Below are 16,604 nucleotides of genomic sequence, written 5' to 3' on the forward strand. Positions count from 1 at the left end.
AGCCGGGCTAAACCGTGCTTGCGACCCGAAGAGGTTCCCTGACGGGAGGCTCTTTCACTTTGGCCCGGATGGGTAACCATCCGGGCCACTTTTCTTTGTCGTTCGGACAGGTTAGGCTTCGTCCCAGAAAAAAGACGGGGCGCAGATCGTGGTCGATATCAAGCTGGACTATGCGGTCCCGGCCGCAGACCTGACGGAATACGTCACGCTTTTCTATTACTTCCGCGCCGATATTCCCATTTTCGAGGATGTCGAACGCGCCGACTATGCGCAATTGCGCTTTCGCCTGTCGCCCGGCGCGTCGCAATATGCCTTTGCCGACGGGGTGGTACAGCCATCGAGCGAGATCCATGTGCTCGGCCCGACCTGCGGGCCGGTCAAGGGCCGGGCGATCGGGCCGTTGCGGCTGTTCGGCATGGGGCTGACCGCGGCGGGGTGGACCGCGATGCTCGGCATCGACGCATCGAGCATGCTCAACCGCACCGTCGACGCGATCGGCCTGTTCGGTGCGGCGCGCCTGCGCGCGGCCTATCTAGCGTTCGAACAGGCGACGACGGTCGAGCAATGCGTGGCGATCGCCGAGCCGCTCGTCCGCTATCTGATCCAGGAACGTTGCACCGGGGCGCTGCGCTTCGTGCGGCAGGTCGATGGCTGGCTGGCCGATTCGCCCTCGCCGGCGATGGACGATCTGATCGCGATCACCGGGCTGTCGCGGCGCCAGGTCGAGCGCAAGTGCAAGGCGATGTACGGCGCCCCGCCCAAGATGCTGGCGCGCAAATATCGCGCGCTCAAGGCGGCGGTGGCGCTGGCCTCCGAAGTCGAGACGCTCGACGACGTGATCGAGCGCGGCTTTTACGACCAGTCGCATATGATCCGCGAGGTCAAGCAATTCACCGGCATGACGCCGCGCCAGTTCCATGCCGAGCCGACGCTGCTGTCGCAACTCGTCACCGCGCAACGCACTGCGCTGGGCGACCGGGTAAGCCCGCTGGTGAGCCGGACCTGACTTTTCTCAATACCTCCCCGAAACGGGGAGGGTGTTTGAGCTTTGGCTTGCCCTCGGCAAGCCAAGATCGTGTTCGGGGAACACGATCTCGCTCGAACACATCCGAAGCATGGTGGAGGGGGCTTGCCGCAGGCAGTGCGCTTGCGGCGATCCCCCACCACCACGCGCTGAAGAAGCGCGCGGTCCCCCTCCCCGTTCCGGGGAGGTATGAAGAAGTGGGTTGACCCATCGCAGCGCAGCGCCCACATGGCAATCGGATCATTTCTATCCGATTGAGAGTCGATGCGTCTTTCCAGCCTTGCCGACTATGCCGTGGTGATGATGTCCGCCGCCGCCCGCGTATGCGGTGCGACGCGGCTCAACGCCACGTTGCTGGCGGAAGAGACGGGGCTGCCGTTGCCGACGGTGCAGAAGCTGGTCAGCAAATTGTCGACCGCCGGGCTGATCGAGAGTTCGCGCGGCACCGGTGGTGGTTTTCGCCTCGCGCGGCCGCCGGCGACGATCAGCCTCGCCGATATCGTCGAGGCGATCGAGGGCCCGATCGCGCTGACCGCCTGTGTCGATGCCGGCAGCCATGATTGCGTGGTCGAGGGCAATTGCCGGGTCAAGCCGCACTGGAATGCCGTCAACGGCGCGGTGCGCGGGGCGCTGGCGGGGGTGAGTTTGGCGACGCTGTCTTCCTCTCATTCTTCCCTCCCGCTTGCTGGTGCCGGTCACTGGGCTGGGGGTGGCCTGTCGTCATCCTCAAAAGTCACAGTTGGTGGTGAGCAAACGCCCTCCCCCAACCCCTCCCGCGAGCGGGAGGGGAGTCAGGTGGGAGTAGTATAATGGCCACGCGTAACGCCGAGGCGCATGCCGCCGCCAACAAGACCTATGAATGGGGTTTCCATTCCGACATCGAGCAGGAGTTCGCGCCCAAGGGCCTGAGCGAGGACACCGTGCGCTTCATCTCGGCCAAGAAGAACGAGCCGCAATGGATGCTCGACTGGCGGCTCAAGGCGTACCGCCTGTGGCTGACGATGACGCCGCCCGACTGGGCCAAGCTCAACGTGCCGCCGATCGATTATCAGGACGCTTATTATTACGCCGAGCCCAAGGCCAAGCCCAAGCTCGGCAGCCTCGACGAGGTCGATCCCGAGATCCTGCGCGTCTATGAAAAGCTCGGCATCCCGATCGCCGAGCAGGAGATGCTCGCCGGCGTCGAAGGCGCGCGCCGCGTCGCGGTCGACGCGGTGTTCGACAGCGTCTCGGTCGCGACGACCTTCCGCAAGGAACTCGAAGCTGCGGGGGTGATCTTCCGCTCGATCAGCGAGGCGATCCGCGAATATCCCGACATGGTCAGGAAATGGCTCGGCAAGATCGTGCCGCAGCACGACAATTATTTCGCGGCGCTCAACTGCGCGGTCTTTTCCGACGGCACCTTCGTCTACATCCCCGAAGGCGTGCGCTGCCCGATGGAGCTGAGCACCTATTTCCGCATCAATGCCGAAAATACCGGCCAGTTCGAACGCACGCTGATCGTCGCCGACAAGGGTTCTTACGTCTCCTATCTCGAAGGCTGCACCGCGCCGATGCGCGACGAAAACCAGCTCCATGCCGCCGTGGTCGAGCTGGTCGCGCTGGACGATGCCGAGATCAAATATTCGACCGTGCAGAACTGGTATCCGGGCGATGCCGAGGGCAAGGGCGGGATCTACAATTTCGTCACCAAGCGCGCCTTGTGCCAGGGCAAGAATTCCAAGGTCAGCTGGACCCAGGTCGAGACCGGCAGCGCGATCACCTGGAAATATCCCAGCTGCGTGCTGGCGGGCGAGAACAGTGTCGGCGAATTCTATTCGGTCGCGGTCACCAACAACCGCCAGCAGGCCGATACCGGCACCAAGATGATCCATCTCGGCAAGAACAGCCGCTCGACCATCGTGTCGAAGGGGATCAGCGCGGGGCGCTCGGACAATACCTATCGCGGGCTGGTCCGCGTCGGCCCGACCGCGGAGGGCGTGCGCAACTTCACCCAGTGCGACAGTCTGCTGCTCGGCGACCAGTGCGGCGCCCATACGGTGCCCTATATCGAGGTGCGCAACCCGAGCGCGCAGATCGAGCATGAGGCGACGACCTCGAAGATCAGCGACGACCAGCTGTTCTACGCGATGCAGCGCGGGCTCGACCAGGAGGCGGCGGTGGCGCTGATCGTCAACGGCTTCGCGCGTGACGTGCTCAAGCAGCTGCCGATGGAGTTCGCGGTCGAGGCGCAGAAGCTGCTGGGGATCAGCCTCGAGGGGAGCGTGGGGTGATGTCTGCGCTGAGTCCCCAGGATGACGCGCGACGCCTTGACACCCCTCCCCTTCAGGGGAGGGGCAGGGGGTGGGGCCTCTCCGCCGAGAAGCTCGCGCAGTTGCACGAACGCGCCGCGCACATGCGCAGCAGCCCGACCGAGCCGGAAAAGCGGCTGTGGCGGCAATTGAGCAATGGTCAGCTAGACGGCTTCAAGTTTCGCCGACAGTCTGTGGTTGGGTGGTTCATCGCCGATTTTCTGTGCCCGCAAAGGGCGCTGATCGTTGAGGTCGATGGCGACACGCATGACGACGCGAAGGATCGGCTACGCGACGAGGTTCTGGCGCGCGATGGGTATCGCGTGGTTCGGGTGAGCAATCTCGACGTGATGACCAATATCGAGGGTGTCGTTCATGCGATCGGTGCCGTGCTGAACGAGACGTCGGTTCGCTGGGAGAGGCCCCACCCCAACCCCTCCCCTGAAGGGGAGGGGCTTGAAGAGGGCGAAGCGCAGATGGCGAACGATTATTCGGGAATGACGGTGAATGAGCGTCTTTTCGATGCTGGCCTGCGCGACGAATACGATCGGGTGCGCGCTTCAGGTGATCTGTCGAAGCTAAATCAATTACTCGAAAAGGTCGGCCTCAAGTTTGAGAACGACTCACATTGGGATCTGGACGCGAAACCTTCATGCTGAAAATTGAAAACCTCCACGCCGAAATCGACGGCAAGGAAATCCTCAAGGGCCTTTCGCTCAGCGTCAATGCGGGCGAGGTGCATGCGATCATGGGGCCGAACGGCGCCGGCAAGTCGACGCTGGGTTATGTGCTCGGCGGGCGGCCCGGTTATGAGGTTACCGCGGGCAGCGTGAGTTTCGACGGCGCGGACCTGCTCGCGCTGGCGCCGCATGAGCGCGCTGCGGCGGGGCTGTTCCTCGGATTCCAGTATCCGGTCGAGATCCCCGGCGTGTCGAACGTGCAGTTCCTGCGCGAGGCGTTGAACGCGCAGCGCAAGCAGCGTGACGAGAAGCCGCTGTCGGGCGCCGAGTTCCTCAAGCTGGCGCGCGGCGAGGCGGCGAAGCTCGAGATGGACGCCGAGATGCTCAAGCGCCCGGTCAATGTCGGTTTCTCGGGCGGCGAGAAGAAGCGCAACGAGATGGTGCAGATGGGCATCATCGACCCGAAGCTGGCGATCCTCGACGAGACCGACTCCGGCCTCGACATCGACGCGCTGCGCATCGTCGGCGAAGGCATCAACCGCATCATGCGCCGGCCCGACAAGGCGGTGGTGCTGATCACGCACTACCAGCGGCTGCTCGATTATGTGCGACCCGATTTCGTCCATGTGCTGGCGGATGGGCGCATCGTGCGCTCGGGCGGGCCGGAACTGGCGCATGAGCTTGAAGCCGAAGGCTATGCGGCGGTGGCGGCGTGATGACGCACCAAAAACACCTCCCCGGTACGGGGAGGGGGACCATGCGCAGCATGGTGGAGGGGGCGTGCCACGGGCGCTCCGTCTGCGGCGACGCTCCCTCCACCACCGGCTACGCCGGCGGTCCCCAGCATTGGGTCGATCATGCCCCCGGCATGATCTTGGACTGCCGGGGGCAGTCCAACCCGATGCTCCGTACCGGGGAGGTGTTTTGATGGACGCCCTCGCTGTTCCCACGCGGCACGATGAGGCGTGGCGTTATGCCGATCTGGCGGCGGTCGCCTCGGTGTGGCCCGTGCCGGCGGCCGAGCTGATCGAGGTCGCCGCGGGCGAGTCGTTGACGCGCGTCATCGTCCAGGATGTCGCGCTCGATGCCGTCGCGATCCGCGATTTCCGTGTCGTGCTGTACGCCGGCGCGACCGCGACATTTCATGTGCTCAACATTGGCGGCAAATATGGCCGTGTGGCGATCGACGTGACCTGCCACGAGGGCTCGCATTTCGAGCTTGGCGGGGCGATCCTCGGTGGCGGCGAGCAGACGCTGGAGATTGTCACCACGCTCAACCATATCGAGCCCAATGCGACCAGCAACCAGGTCGTGCGCTCCGTACTTGGCGGCATGGCGACCGGCTCCTTTCTCGGCAAGGTCGCGGTCGCACGCGGCGCGCAGAAGACCGATGCCGGCCAGTCGGTCAAGGCGATGCTGCTGACGCGCACCGCCACCGCCAACGCCAAGCCCGAACTCGAGATCTTCGCCGATGACGTGAAATGCGCGCATGGCGCCACCGTCGGCGAGCTTGATGCGCAGGCGCTGTTCTATCTGGCCAGTCGCGGCCTGCCGCCCGCCGAGGCCAAGGCGCTGTTGTTGCGCGCCTTCATCGGTTCGGTGTTCGACGGGATCGCCGACCAGGCCGAGCGCGAGCGGGTCGAGGCAGCGGCGCAGGCCGCGCTGGAGCGGTTGCTGTGAGTGGCGTTCTTTCTTCCCCCCTCCCGCTTGCGAGTGATCGGCGCAAGCAGGGTAAATCATCCCCCCAGGATGATTTAGGGATTGCCGGGGGCAATCCCGACCCTGTTGGCTCTGATCACTGGGCCCGGGGTGGGCTCGCGCTCACCTCGAACGACGGCGCTTCGGGAGATCGGGCGCCCACCCCCAGCCCCTCCCGCAAGTGGGAGGGGAGTGAAATTTTACTCGACGTCCGCGCCGACTTCCCGGCCATTCCTGCCGGCTGGTCGTACCTCGACACCGCCGCGACCGCGCAGAAGCCGCAGGTCGTGATCGACGCGATCACGCGCGGTTATGACACGACCTACGCCACGGTGCATCGCGGCGTGTACCAGCGCTCGGCCGACATGACGCTGGCGTTCGAGGCCGCGCGCGCGAAGACCGCGAAGTTCATCGGCGCCAAAACCGACGAGATCGTCTTCGTGCGCGGCGCGACCGAGGCGATCAACCTCGTCGCGCAATGCTGGGCGGGCACGCAGCTCAAGGCGGGCGACCGCATCCTGCTCTCGACGCTCGAGCATCACAGCAACATCGTGCCGTGGCAGCTGGTCGCCGAGCGCATCGGCTTGGGTATAGACGTCGTGCCGCTGACGACCGACCATCGCATCGATCTCGACGCGATGGCGGCGATGATCACCCCGGCGCACAAGCTCGTCGCGCTGGCGCACGTCTCGAACGTGCTCGGCTCGATGCTCGACGTGAAGCGCGCGACCGCGATCGCGCACTCGGTTGGCGCGAAGATCCTGCTCGACGGCTGCCAGGCGGTGGCGCGGCTGCCGGTCGACGTCGCCGAGATCGGTTGCGACTTCTACGTCTTCTCCGGCCACAAGCTTTACGGCCCGACCGGGATCGGCGTGCTGTGGGGCAGGGCGGAACTGCTCGACGCTATGCCGCCCTGGCAGGGCGGCGGCGCGATGATCGACCGCGTGACCTTCGCCAAAACGACCTACGCGCCGCCGCCGGCACGGTTCGAGGCGGGCACGCCGCATATCGTCGGCGCGCTCGGGCTGGCGGCGGCGATCGACTATGTCGAAGGCATCGGGCTCGAACGCATCCATGCGCACGAGACCGCACTGGTCGCACAGGCACGCGAGGTGCTCGGCCGGATCAATTCGGTCACCTTGTTCGGGCCGGCGGAATCGGCCGGCATCGTCAGCTTTGCGATTCGTGGCGTGCATCCGCACGACATCGGCACCATCTTGGACGAGGCGGGCGTGGCGATCCGCGCCGGGCATCATTGCGCACAGCCGCTGATGGATGTGCTTGGCGTGCCGGCGACGGCGCGGGCCAGTTTCGGGGTGTACAACAACGCGGCCGACATCGACGCGCTGGTCGCGGGCATCGAACGCGTAACACGGATTTTCGGGTAGGGTTCGGCATGAACGAAGAACGCAAAATTGAAGTCGAGGAAGTTACGTCGGTCGAGGCGCCGCCCAAGGCGCGCGTCGAGGCGGCCGAAAAGCCGTCGAGCGTGACGGAAAGCTTCGGGCGCAAGCGCGACTATCTCGAAGGTTTTCTCGCGCAGAAGCCTGTCGCGGAATCGGCGAGCGGCCCGGGCGGCGCGCTGTATGAGGGCGTGGTCGAGGCGCTGAAGGACATTTACGACCCGGAAATCCCGGTCAACATCTACGATCTCGGGCTGATCTACGGCGTCGACGTCACCGACGAAGGCCATGCCACCGTCACCATGACGCTGACCACGCCGCATTGCCCGGTGGCCGAATCGATGCCGGGCGAGGTCGAGCTGCGCGTCAGCACCGTGCCCGGTATCGCCACCGCCGACGTCAATCTGGTGTGGGATCCGCCCTGGGACCCGGCCAAGATGACCGACGAGGCGCGACTCGAACTGGGGATGCTGTAGCAATTTTAGCCCCCTCCCGTTTACGGGAGGGGGTTGGGGGTGGGCTCCCGCCCTCCACGAGCGCATCGCTTGTAGAAACCGGGCGCCCACCCCTCGGTCCCCTCCCGCAGGCGGGAGGGGAGGAAGGAACGGAAAATGACCACGACCACGACTCGCCGCCCGCGCCCCGCCGCGCTGATCCTAACCCCCTCGGCCGAGGCGCGCATCGCCGACCTCATGGCGCGCGCGCCCGAGGGTGCGGTCGGCGTCAAGCTGTCGACGCCCAAGCGCGGCTGTTCGGGGCTGGCCTATTCGGTCGACTATGTCAGCGAGGCCAAGCCGTTCGATGAACGCATCGACACGCGCGGCGGCACGCTGTTCGTCGATGGCGGGTCGATTCTTTATCTGGTCGGCTCGACGATGAACTGGGTCGAGGACGATTTCGCCGCCGGTTTCGTGTTCAATAACCCCAATGCCAAGGGTGCCTGTGGGTGCGGGGAGAGCTTTACGGTGTGAGTTTCCCCTCTCCCCTTCAGGGGAGAGGGTGCCGACCCCGGCGCAAGCCGGGGGAAGGCGGGAGAGGGGCAGTGACGCGGACGTTGCGTTCTGGGCCACCCCCTCTCCCCGGCCCTCTCCCCCAAGGGGGAGAGGGAGAAGACGTGCATCAATCCGCCAAGTAGAACTTGAAACCGGCATTGCTCTTGCCCCAGCCGAGCCGCTCATCGAAGTGGCGCGGCTCGAGACCGTCTGCCTTTGTACGGCGCGTCTGACGCTCAAACCCCACCTTTCGGCCGAACAATCGTTGATCAAATGAAAGCCGAGCAATGTCCCGAAATAGCCCGCATCATCGGCTATTATTCTCCTAATATGTTGGATTTACTGTAGAATGTTGGAGTAAATACTCCCCGTGCCACTTACATGAGTCGCGCAGGTGAAGCGGTATCGCCATCTCGCGACACCGTCCTGTGGCACGGAGAATCATTATGAAAATCTGGACTTCGCTGAAGGTATCGATCGTCGGCCTCGCGCTGGCCACCCTCCCTTCCGCGGCTTTCGCGACGCCGACCTATTCCGGGCTCAACACGATCACAGCAGTCGTTGCCTTTCAGTCGGGCAATGTGCTTTTCACGATCGGCTCTGCACCCAACTCGCCATGGTCGACCTGCAACGTCAACCATCAGTTCACCATCAACACATCGACGGCGAGCGGGGCGGCGATCTACCAAAATATTATCAGGGCGGAGCAGGACGCCAAGAATGTCTACGTCGTTGGCAAGGGGACCTGCACGCTGATTTCAGGGGCCGAAGACGTGGATTTCGTTCAGATCAACCCTTAAGCCCGCGCGGCTCTGACAATGAAGTCGCCGAACTAGCCCGATGAAATCCTCCCTCTCCTTCCCGAAGGGGAGGGAGTTCACAGCATCAGCTTGAACCCGGCGTGGCTCTTTTCCCAGCCGAGCCGCTCATAGAAACGATGCGCATCCAGCCGATCGCTCTTGGAGGTAAGCTGCGCCATCCGGCACCCCCGCGCGCGACATGCCGCCACCGCCCAGGCGATCAACTCAGCGCCCAGCCCCTGGCCGCGCAGGTCGCTGGCGATGCGCACCGCCTCTATCTGCCCGCGCCACGTGCCGCGATGCGACAGGCCGGGCAGGAAGGAGAGTTGCAGCGTGCCAATGACGCGCCCGTCGCGCTCGGCAACGACGAGCATCTGGTAGGGGTCGGCATGGATCGCGTCGAACGCCGCGCCATAGCCGGGGTCGAGCGGCAGGCTGGCGTCCTCGCGCTTCGCGCCGTTCACATCGTCGGCGAGCAGCGCGACGATCGCCGGCAGGTCGTCGCGCCTCGCCTCGCGGATAGCGAGCGCGCTCAGGCCGCCTTCTCCACGCGCACCAGCATCTTGCCCTCGCTGACCTGCGCGCCGGTCTCGGCGTCGAGTTCGGCGATGGTGCCGTCGAACGGCGCGGTCAGCGAATGCTCCATCTTCATCGCCTCGAGCGTGACGAGCTTCTGTCCCTTGGTGACGGTATCGCCCGCCGCCACCGCGACGGCGATGATGCGGCCGGGCATGGGGGAGAGGATCGCGCCGTCGCCCGCCGCGCCGGCGGTGACGCCCGACGGACGCTCGCGCGTGAAGAGGAAGCTCTCACCCATGTCCGCAACGAGGATCTGGTCGTCCTTGATGATCGTCGAAAGCATCGCCGGCTTGTCAATCGGACGGTCGATGACGAAGGTCCCGCCGTCGCGGCTGAGCGCGATCCGCATGCGGTCCTCAGCCGCTAGTCGAAACCCGGCCAGCGAGCGCCACACCGACCCGACATAGGGCTGAGGCGCGCGGCGGCTTTCGTAACGCCACAACTGCACCGACTCTGCATCGCCCATTTCGGCGTGCAGCACCGCCATCGCGGCGGAATCGATGACATTGCGTGACGGCTTGCCGTCAGGAACAAGTTCCGCCTCGTGCTTGGCGATGAAGCCGGTATCAATATTGGCGGCGGCAAAATCCGGATGTGAAAGCGCCCGTGCGAGGAAGGCCGCGTTGGTCTTGACCGGCGCGATGATCGAATTCCGGCAAGCCGCCGCCAGTTGATAAACGGCGCGGTCGCGCGTGCGGCCTTTAGCGACGATCTTGGCGATCATCGGATCATAATAGGGCGATATTTCGCTGCCGAGCCCGACGCCGGTTTCGATCCGCACAATGTGGCTCTCGCCGATATCGAAGAAATCGAGACGGCCGGTGGAGGGGAGGAAACCCTTTGACGGGTCCTCAGCATAGAGCCGCGCTTCGATCGCCCAGCCATCAATCGCCAACTCGTCCTGCCGCTTCGGCAGCGACTCGCCTGACGCGACCCGCAACTGCCACTCGACCAGATCCTGCCCGGTAATCTCCTCGGTCACCGGATGCTCGACCTGCAGCCGCGTGTTCATCTCCATGAACCAGATGCGGTCGGCGCGAAGGCCCTCGCTGGCGTCGGCGATGAACTCGATCGTGCCTGCGCCGACATAGTCCACCGCCTTCGCCGCGCGCACCGCGGCGTCGCAGATTGCGGCGCGCGTCACCTCGTCCATGCCGGGGGCGGGGGCTTCCTCGATCACCTTCTGGTGGCGGCGCTGCAGCGAGCAGTCGCGCTCGAACAGGTGGACGACATTGCCATGGCTGTCGCCGAACACCTGCACCTCGATGTGGCGCGGGCTCAGGATATATTTCTCGATCAGCACGCGATCGTCACCGAACGACGCGGCGGCCTCGCGCTGGCACGACAGCAGCGCATCGGCAAAGTCCGCCGCCGCATCGACGCGCCGCATGCCCTTGCCGCCACCGCCGGCGACCGCCTTGATCAGCACCGGATAACCGATCTTGGCCGCCTCGGCCTGGAGATGCGCCGGGTCCTGATTCGCGCCGAGATACCCCGGCGTCACGGGCACGCCGGCGGCGATCATGCGTTCCTTGGCGGCGTCCTTCAGGCCCATCGCGCGGATGCTGTCGGGTCGCGGCCCGACCCAGATTAGCCCGGCATCGATCACGCTCTGCGCGAAATCGGCATTTTCCGACAGAAAGCCATAACCGGGATGAATCGCCTCGGCACCGGTCGCCTTCGCCGCAGCAATGATCTTCTCGCCGACGAGATAGCTCTCGCGCGCCGGGGAGGGGCCGATATGCACCGCCTCGTCGGCCTGGCGCACGTGCAGCGCCTTGGCATCGGCATCCGAATAGACCGCGACGGTGCGGATCCCCATCTCCCGCGCGGTGCGGATGATGCGGCAGGCGATTTCGCCGCGATTGGCGATGAGCACGGACTGGATCATTTTTTCCACAGACAAATCCTGGTCCTCGCATTGCTGTAACAGGCGCCCTTGCGCGTCACGGGGCCGAGTTCGGATTGCGCGTGCGTCGCGCCCTTGTCCTCGTTCCAGTGCGCTTCCCAGCCGGTGCCGGTCGACCCGTCGTCCAGCAGCGCATGATCGACCTGTACGAAATAATCGGTCGAGATGTGTTCCGCATAGATTTCGGGCTCTGGATAATCGATGCCGGCATAGACCTGGTGCGGGCCGTGAAACTCGAAGTCGCCGGGCTGCATTGGCACGCTCGCGCGCGTAGCGATGGAATAGCTGCACGGGCCCGAGATTAGGGTTCGCCCGTCGACCACGAGCAGGCACCGGCCGATCTTGAACCCCTCCGGTAACCGGGCCTTGCTCAGCCTCGGCGGGTGCGCAATCAACCGGTTGATCAGCCTCTCGTAGCGCTCGTATGATATCGACAGCATCGGCTTGTAGCGATCCGGCGCCGCGTGCGCGGCCTGCGCAAGCACAAGCGCGAGCAGGACGAGCGCCGGACGCATCAGCCGGCGCAGCCGGTGGTACGCGACGACCAGCTGAGATTGGCGATTTTCCAGCTGCCGGCTTCGCGGACGAGCGAGAAATGGTCGACGCCGCAATGATGCACCTTGCCGTCGATCGCGAAGGTATAGGGCGACCACACCATCGCGATGTCGCCGTCGATCTCGATCGCAGGGTCGGTGAGGCGTTCGTCATATTTTTCCGGCCCCGGCGTGAAGCGCGCGAGCAGGTCGGCGGCGGTGATATGGGTGATGGTGCGCGTGCCGTCGGGCTTCTCGGTCGCGACGGTCGCGTTGCCGTCGGCGCGGAGATATTTCGCCATCGCCTGGCCATCGCGCGCGGCAATGCCGGCGAGCAGCCCGTTGACCGGCACCATCACGCCGGCTTCCTCGCTGCCCGGCGGCGGCAGGGCGGTGCCCTTCACGATCGGCTGGACCGGGGTGATCTGCGCGGCGAGGAGGAGCAGGGGGAGGATCATCATTGTCCTTTCAGTTCCTCCCCGGAACGGGGAGGGGGACCATGCGAAGCATGGTGGAGGGGCTGGTCGGGCGACGCCTGTGCCACAATGTGCGCGATTGCGGCGGCCACGTCATCCAGGATCACCTTTGCCGGGATACGAAGGACGCGGACATTTTCTCGCGCGAGCCACGCGTCACGCCGAATGTCCCTTTCGGGCCGGTCGCCGTGGTTATGCGCTTCGCCATCGACTTCAATGGCGAGGCGCGCGCTCGCGCAATAGAAGTCCAGAACATATTGGCCCGCCGGATGCTGGTGCCGGAATTTCAATCCGCTCGGGCGCTTGCGCAGTTCCATCCACAACAGGACTTCGGGCAGGGTCATTTCCCGGCGCAGGCGGCGTGCGCGCGCGACGGTCTGCATTGGCCCGGTAAGCGTCCGACCAGCCCCTCCACCGCGCTTCGCGCGGTCCCCCTCCCCGTTCCGGGGAGGAATCTTGGCGTCGTGCGCAATCACATCCGGAACACACCGAACGCCGGGCGCTCCGGGATCGGCGCGTTGAGCGTGGCCGCAAACGCCAACCCCAGCACATCCCGCGTCTGCGCCGGGTCGATGATGCCGTCGTCCCACAGCCGTGCCGTCGCGTGCCACGGATTGCCCTCGTCCTCGTAGCGCTGGCGGATCGGGGCCTTGAAGGCCTCGGCCTGTTCCTCGCTCCAGCTGTCGGCATCACGGTGGACGGTGGCGAGGACCGCGGCGGCCTGTTCGCCGCCCATCACCGAAATACGCGAGTTCGGCCAGCTGAACAGGAAGCGCGGGGCGAAGGCGCGCCCGCACATGCCGTAATTGCCCGCGCCGAAGCTGCCGCCGATCAGCACGGTAATCTTGGGCACGGTCGCGGTGGCGACCGCGGTGACGAGCTTGGCGCCGTGCTTGGCAATGCCTTCCGCCTCGTAGCGGCCGCCGACCATGAAGCCCGAGATGTTCTGCAGGAACAGCAGCGGGATGCGGCGCTGGCAGGCGAGTTCGATGAAGTGCGCGCCCTTCACCGCGCTCTCGCTGAACAGCACGCCGTTATTGGCGAGGATCGCCACCGGCAGGCCCCAGATATGCGCGAAGCCGCACACCAGGCTGGTACCGTAGAGCGCCTTGAACTCGTGGAATTCGCTGCCGTCGACCAGCCGCGCGATCACCTCGTGCACGTCATACGGCGCGCGCACATCCTGCGGCACGATGCCGTACAGTTCCTCGGTGTCGAATTTCGGCGGGCGCGGGTCCTTGATGTTGACGCCCGTCATCACCTGCGGCGCCAGCGTCGAGACGATGTCGCGCACGATGGTCAGCGCATGTTCGTCATTCTCGGCGACATGGTCGACCACGCCCGACTTGCGGCCATGCGTGTCGGCACCGCCCAGTTCCTCGGCCGAGATCACCTCGCCGGTCGCCGCCTTGACCAGCGGTGGGCCGGCAAGGAAGATCGTGCCCTGGCCGCGCACGATGATCGTTTCGTCGGACATCGCCGGGACATAGGCGCCGCCCGCGGTGCAACTGCCCATCACACAGGCGATCTGCGGGATGCCCTTGGCCGACATATTGGCCTGGTTGAAGAAGATCCGCCCGAAATGGTCGCGGTCGGGGAACACCTCGGCCTGGTGCGGCAGGTTCGCCCCGCCCGAATCGACCAGATAGATGCACGGCAGCATATTGGCCTCGGCGATCTCCTGCGCGCGGAGATGCTTCTTGACCGTCATCGGATAATAGGTGCCGCCCTTCACCGTCGCGTCGTTGCACACGATCATGCATTGCCGGCCCGAGACTCGGCCAATGCCGGCGATCATGCCGGCGCCGGGCACCTCGCCGTCATAGAGATCGTTGGCGGCGAGCTGGCCGATTTCGAGGAACGGGCTGCCGGGGTCGAGCAGCCGCTCGACGCGGTCGCGCGGCAGCAGTTTGCCGCGGCTGGTGTGGCGCTCGCGGCTCTTCTCGTTGCCGCCCAGCGCGGCCTGCGCGACATCGGCGCGCACCTTCTCCGCCAGCGCGCGGTTGTGCGCGGCATTGGCGCGGAAGGTCTCGCTGTCGGGCGACAGGCGAGTGTCGAGGACCGGCGCGCTCATGCGGCTCCGATCAGTTCGCGGCCGATCAACATGCGGCGTATCTCGTTGGTCCCGGCGCCGATGTCGAGCAGCTTGGCGTCGCGCAGGAAGCGTTCGACCGGCCAGTCCTTGGTATAGCCCGCGCCGCCCAGCGCCTGCACCGCCTCGCCGGCGACCTTGAAGGCATTCTCGCTCGCCAGCAGGATCGCGCCGGCGGCGTCGAAGCGTGTCGTCTTGCCCGCGTCGCAGGCGCGCGCCACCGCATAGACATAGGCGCGCGCCGAATTGAGCGCGACATACATGTCGGCGATCTTGGCCTGCATCAGCTGGAACGCGCCGATCGGCTTGCCGAACTGCTGGCGCTCGCGGACATAGGGGAGAACCACGTCGAGGCACGCCTGCATGATGCCGAGTTGGATGCCGGCGAGCACAGTGCGCTCATAATCGAGCCCGCTCATCAGCACGCCGACGCCGCCATTGGTCGGCCCCATGATATTTTCTTCAGGAACTTCGCAATCGGTGAACACCAGCTCGGCGGTCGGCGAGCCGCGCATCCCCATCTTGTCGATCTTTTGGCCGATCGCGAAGCCGGGCATGTCCTTCTCGATCAGGAACGTGGTGATGCCGCGCGACCCGTCCCCGGTCTTGGCATAGACGACCAGCGTATCGGCATAGGGCGCGTTGGTGATCCAGAATTTGGTGCCGTTGAGGACATAGCCGCCCTGCACCGGCTCGGCGCGCAGCTTCATCGACACGACGTCGGAACCGGCGCCGCTTTCCGACATGGCGAGGCTGCCGACATGCTCGCCCGAGATCAGCTTGGGAAGATATTTGGCCTTCTGCTCGGGGTTGGCCCAGCGTGCGATCTGGTTGATGCACAGATTGGAGTGCGCACCGTAGCTCAGCCCGATCGAGGCCGAGGCGCGGCTGACTTCCTCGCAGGCGATGACATGTTCGAGATAACCGAGGCCGAGCCCGCCATCTTCCTCGGCGACGGTGATGCCGTGCAGCCCGAGCTCGCCCATCGCCGGCCACAGTTCGCGCGGGAACCAGTCCTCGGCATCGATCTTCGCGGCGAGCGGCGCGATCTTGTCGGTCGCGAAACGCTGCGTCGTGTCGCGGATCATGTCGGCGGTTTCGCCCAGGGCGAAATCCAGGGTCATGGCCATCAGTCTCTCCACCCAATCCTGCTGCGGCGATAGCACGTCGGACTGCGTGGTAAAAATTGAACCTCTTGCGGCCATGCTATAGATGGCATCTATGATTGACCGCTATCTGCTGCGTTATCTTTTGGCCGTCATCGACCAGGGCAATTTCTCGCGCGCGGCCGATGCGTGCGGCGTGTCGCAGCCGACGTTGTCGGTCGGCATCGCCAAGCTCGAGCGCGAGCTCGGCCGGGTGCTGCTGCGCCGTACCAGCCGGCGCGTCGAGCTGACCGAGGCGGGCGCGCACTTTGCCGCGCATGCGCGGCGGATCGAGGCGGAATTCCTCGTCGCCGAGCGCGCCGCCGACGAATCCCCGGGGCGCGCGACCTTTCGCCTCGGCGTGCTCGCGACGATCCCGACGCCGCTGATCGAGGCGGTGCTGATCGACCTGCGGCGCGCAGGGGCGACGACCCGGCTCGAACTCGTCGAAGCGAGCGAGCGCGATCTCAACGAACGCCTCGCGCGCGGCCGCGTCGACGCCGCGGTCACCATCCTGCGGGGCGAGCGCGATCGCTCATCGGCCATGCCGCTGTTCACGGAAGGCTATGCGCTGGCGATGGCGGCCGATCATCCGCTGGCGCATCTGCCGGTGATCGCGCCGGGCCAGCTCGCCGACAATGTCATGATCGTGCGCCGGCACTGCGAACTGCTGTCCGAGACGAGCCGTTATTTCACCAGCCACGGCGTGCGCCCGTTCTTTGCCGCGCGCACGACGAGCGAGGACCGCGCGCTGGCGCTCGTCCGCCGCGGTCTCGGCGTGACGGTGATGCCCGATAGCTTCCGCCACCCCGGCGTGGTGCGGCCGGCGCTGGTCGATTTCACCTTCACGCGCACGATCGGCATCGTGCCGGCGGCGCACGCCGATTCCGCTGCCTTCGCCGGCAGCGAGGTCGTCCAGGCGTTGCTGCGTACGCTCAAGGAACCCGTGGTCAGCGGCTGAGCGGCGACCAACTGGTATCTG

General features: G+C 65.6%; 17 protein-coding genes and 1 pseudogene. 11 read left to right on the forward strand and 7 right to left on the reverse strand.

Translation table 11 applies throughout. The features are described 5' to 3' along the window. The first annotated feature begins 148 nt into the window (after positions 1 to 148). The 10 genes and pseudogenes from U1839_RS10655 to U1839_RS10700 all read left to right on the forward strand — a co-directional run bounded on the left by U1839_RS10655 (position 149) and on the right by U1839_RS10700 (position 8,888). Positions 149 to 1,006 (forward strand): helix-turn-helix transcriptional regulator, encoded by an 858-nt coding sequence (locus U1839_RS10655; RefSeq protein ID WP_332803617.1) that lies wholly within the window; start codon positions 149 to 151, stop codon positions 1,004 to 1,006. A 282-nt stretch (positions 1,007 to 1,288) separates the two neighbouring features. Continuing rightward, a pseudogene (locus tag U1839_RS10660) lies at positions 1,289 to 1,684 on the forward strand (SUF system Fe-S cluster assembly regulator); the annotation flags it as partial. Positions 1,685 to 1,833: 149 nt separating this feature from the next. After that, positions 1,834 to 3,297 (forward strand): Fe-S cluster assembly protein SufB, encoded by a 1,464-nt coding sequence (gene sufB, locus U1839_RS10665; RefSeq protein ID WP_332803618.1) that lies wholly within the window; start codon positions 1,834 to 1,836, stop codon positions 3,295 to 3,297. Further along, entirely contained in the window at positions 3,297 to 3,974 is a 678-nt protein-coding gene (locus U1839_RS10670) for an endonuclease domain-containing protein (RefSeq protein ID WP_443030603.1), read from the forward strand. The genes sufB and U1839_RS10670 overlap by 1 nt, the downstream gene beginning before the upstream one ends. Then, positions 3,968 to 4,711, forward strand: coding sequence for a Fe-S cluster assembly ATPase SufC (gene sufC / locus U1839_RS10675; RefSeq protein ID WP_332803620.1), 744 nt, complete (start codon positions 3,968 to 3,970; stop codon positions 4,709 to 4,711). The genes U1839_RS10670 and sufC overlap by 7 nt, the downstream gene beginning before the upstream one ends. 211 nt (positions 4,712 to 4,922) lie before the next feature. Continuing rightward, complete coding sequence (locus U1839_RS10680; protein ID WP_332803621.1) at positions 4,923 to 5,675, forward strand: SufD family Fe-S cluster assembly protein; 753 nt, start codon at positions 4,923 to 4,925, stop codon at positions 5,673 to 5,675. A 215-nt stretch (positions 5,676 to 5,890) separates the two neighbouring features. Then, positions 5,891 to 7,081, forward strand: coding sequence for an aminotransferase class V-fold PLP-dependent enzyme (locus U1839_RS10685; RefSeq protein ID WP_332803717.1), 1,191 nt, complete (start codon positions 5,891 to 5,893; stop codon positions 7,079 to 7,081). An 8-nt stretch (positions 7,082 to 7,089) separates the two neighbouring features. Further along, entirely contained in the window at positions 7,090 to 7,572 is a 483-nt protein-coding gene (locus tag U1839_RS10690; RefSeq protein WP_332803622.1) for an SUF system Fe-S cluster assembly protein, read from the forward strand. Positions 7,573 to 7,707: 135 nt separating this feature from the next. Continuing rightward, on the forward strand, positions 7,708 to 8,067 hold the full coding sequence (locus U1839_RS10695; protein ID WP_332803623.1) for a HesB/IscA family protein: 360 nt from the start codon (positions 7,708 to 7,710) through the stop codon (positions 8,065 to 8,067). Positions 8,068 to 8,534: 467 nt separating this feature from the next. After that, a complete protein-coding gene (locus U1839_RS10700; protein WP_332803624.1) occupies positions 8,535 to 8,888 on the forward strand; it encodes a hypothetical protein in 354 nt (117 codons plus the stop codon). A gap of 77 nt (positions 8,889 to 8,965) precedes the next feature. Here the strand turns inward: U1839_RS10700 and U1839_RS10705 are convergent, their stop codons facing one another. From U1839_RS10705 to U1839_RS10735, 7 genes are all read right to left on the reverse strand, one after another. Continuing rightward, positions 8,966 to 9,352 (reverse strand): GNAT family N-acetyltransferase, encoded by a 387-nt coding sequence (locus U1839_RS10705; RefSeq protein WP_332803625.1) that lies wholly within the window; start codon positions 9,350 to 9,352, stop codon positions 8,966 to 8,968. A 68-nt stretch (positions 9,353 to 9,420) separates the two neighbouring features. Next, complete coding sequence (locus U1839_RS10710; protein WP_332803626.1) at positions 9,421 to 11,358, reverse strand: acetyl/propionyl/methylcrotonyl-CoA carboxylase subunit alpha; 1,938 nt, start codon at positions 11,356 to 11,358, stop codon at positions 9,421 to 9,423. Next, positions 11,355 to 11,891 carry a hypothetical protein gene (locus U1839_RS10715; protein WP_332803627.1) on the reverse strand — a complete coding sequence of 179 codons (537 nt, stop codon included), beginning with the start codon at positions 11,889 to 11,891 and terminating at the stop codon, positions 11,355 to 11,357. The genes U1839_RS10710 and U1839_RS10715 overlap by 4 nt, the downstream gene beginning before the upstream one ends. Next, a complete protein-coding gene (locus U1839_RS10720) occupies positions 11,891 to 12,370 on the reverse strand; it encodes a nuclear transport factor 2 family protein (protein WP_332803628.1) in 480 nt (159 codons plus the stop codon). The genes U1839_RS10715 and U1839_RS10720 overlap by 1 nt, the downstream gene beginning before the upstream one ends. Then, positions 12,367 to 12,768, reverse strand: coding sequence for an endonuclease domain-containing protein (locus tag U1839_RS10725; protein ID WP_332803629.1), 402 nt, complete (start codon positions 12,766 to 12,768; stop codon positions 12,367 to 12,369). Before U1839_RS10725 ends, U1839_RS10720 begins: the two co-directional genes overlap by 4 nt. Before the next feature lie 89 nt (positions 12,769 to 12,857). Then, the gene (locus U1839_RS10730; protein WP_332803630.1) at positions 12,858 to 14,459 is read right to left on the reverse strand and encodes a carboxyl transferase domain-containing protein; all 1,602 of its coding nucleotides are present in this window, start codon (positions 14,457 to 14,459) and stop codon (positions 12,858 to 12,860) included. Next, positions 14,456 to 15,607, reverse strand: a complete 1,152-nt coding sequence (locus U1839_RS10735) for an isovaleryl-CoA dehydrogenase (RefSeq protein WP_332803631.1) — start codon at positions 15,605 to 15,607, stop codon at positions 14,456 to 14,458. The genes U1839_RS10730 and U1839_RS10735 overlap by 4 nt, the downstream gene beginning before the upstream one ends. Before the next feature lie 91 nt (positions 15,608 to 15,698). Between U1839_RS10735 and U1839_RS10740 the strand changes: the two genes are divergently transcribed. After that, complete coding sequence (locus tag U1839_RS10740; RefSeq protein ID WP_443030606.1) at positions 15,699 to 16,583, forward strand: LysR family transcriptional regulator; 885 nt, start codon at positions 15,699 to 15,701, stop codon at positions 16,581 to 16,583. Positions 16,584 to 16,604 lie beyond the last annotated feature (21 nt).

The sequence above is a fragment of the Parasphingomonas halimpatiens genome, assembly GCF_036663795.1.
Lineage (GTDB): Bacteria > Pseudomonadota > Alphaproteobacteria > Sphingomonadales > Sphingomonadaceae > Sphingomonas.

Coding starts and splice junctions, on each gene's coding strand:
- sufB (WP_332803618.1), top strand. CDS start 1,834: ATGGCCACGCGTAACGCCGAGGCGCATGCCGCCGCCAACAAGACCTAT.
- U1839_RS10670 (WP_443030603.1), top strand. CDS start 3,297: ATGTCTGCGCTGAGTCCCCAGGATGACGCGCGACGCCTTGACACCCCT.
- sufC (WP_332803620.1), top strand. CDS start 3,968: ATGCTGAAAATTGAAAACCTCCACGCCGAAATCGACGGCAAGGAAATC.
- U1839_RS10680 (WP_332803621.1), top strand. CDS start 4,923: ATGGACGCCCTCGCTGTTCCCACGCGGCACGATGAGGCGTGGCGTTAT.
- U1839_RS10690 (WP_332803622.1), top strand. CDS start 7,090: ATGAACGAAGAACGCAAAATTGAAGTCGAGGAAGTTACGTCGGTCGAG.
- U1839_RS10695 (WP_332803623.1), top strand. CDS start 7,708: ATGACCACGACCACGACTCGCCGCCCGCGCCCCGCCGCGCTGATCCTA.
- U1839_RS10700 (WP_332803624.1), top strand. CDS start 8,535: ATGAAAATCTGGACTTCGCTGAAGGTATCGATCGTCGGCCTCGCGCTG.
- U1839_RS10710 (WP_332803626.1), bottom strand. CDS start 11,358: ATGATCCAGTCCGTGCTCATCGCCAATCGCGGCGAAATCGCCTGCCGC.
- U1839_RS10715 (WP_332803627.1), bottom strand. CDS start 11,891: ATGCGTCCGGCGCTCGTCCTGCTCGCGCTTGTGCTTGCGCAGGCCGCG.
- U1839_RS10720 (WP_332803628.1), bottom strand. CDS start 12,370: ATGATGATCCTCCCCCTGCTCCTCCTCGCCGCGCAGATCACCCCGGTC.
- U1839_RS10725 (WP_332803629.1), bottom strand. CDS start 12,768: ATGCAGACCGTCGCGCGCGCACGCCGCCTGCGCCGGGAAATGACCCTG.
- U1839_RS10730 (WP_332803630.1), bottom strand. CDS start 14,459: ATGAGCGCGCCGGTCCTCGACACTCGCCTGTCGCCCGACAGCGAGACC.
- U1839_RS10735 (WP_332803631.1), bottom strand. CDS start 15,607: ATGGCCATGACCCTGGATTTCGCCCTGGGCGAAACCGCCGACATGATC.
- U1839_RS10740 (WP_443030606.1), top strand. CDS start 15,699: ATGATTGACCGCTATCTGCTGCGTTATCTTTTGGCCGTCATCGACCAG.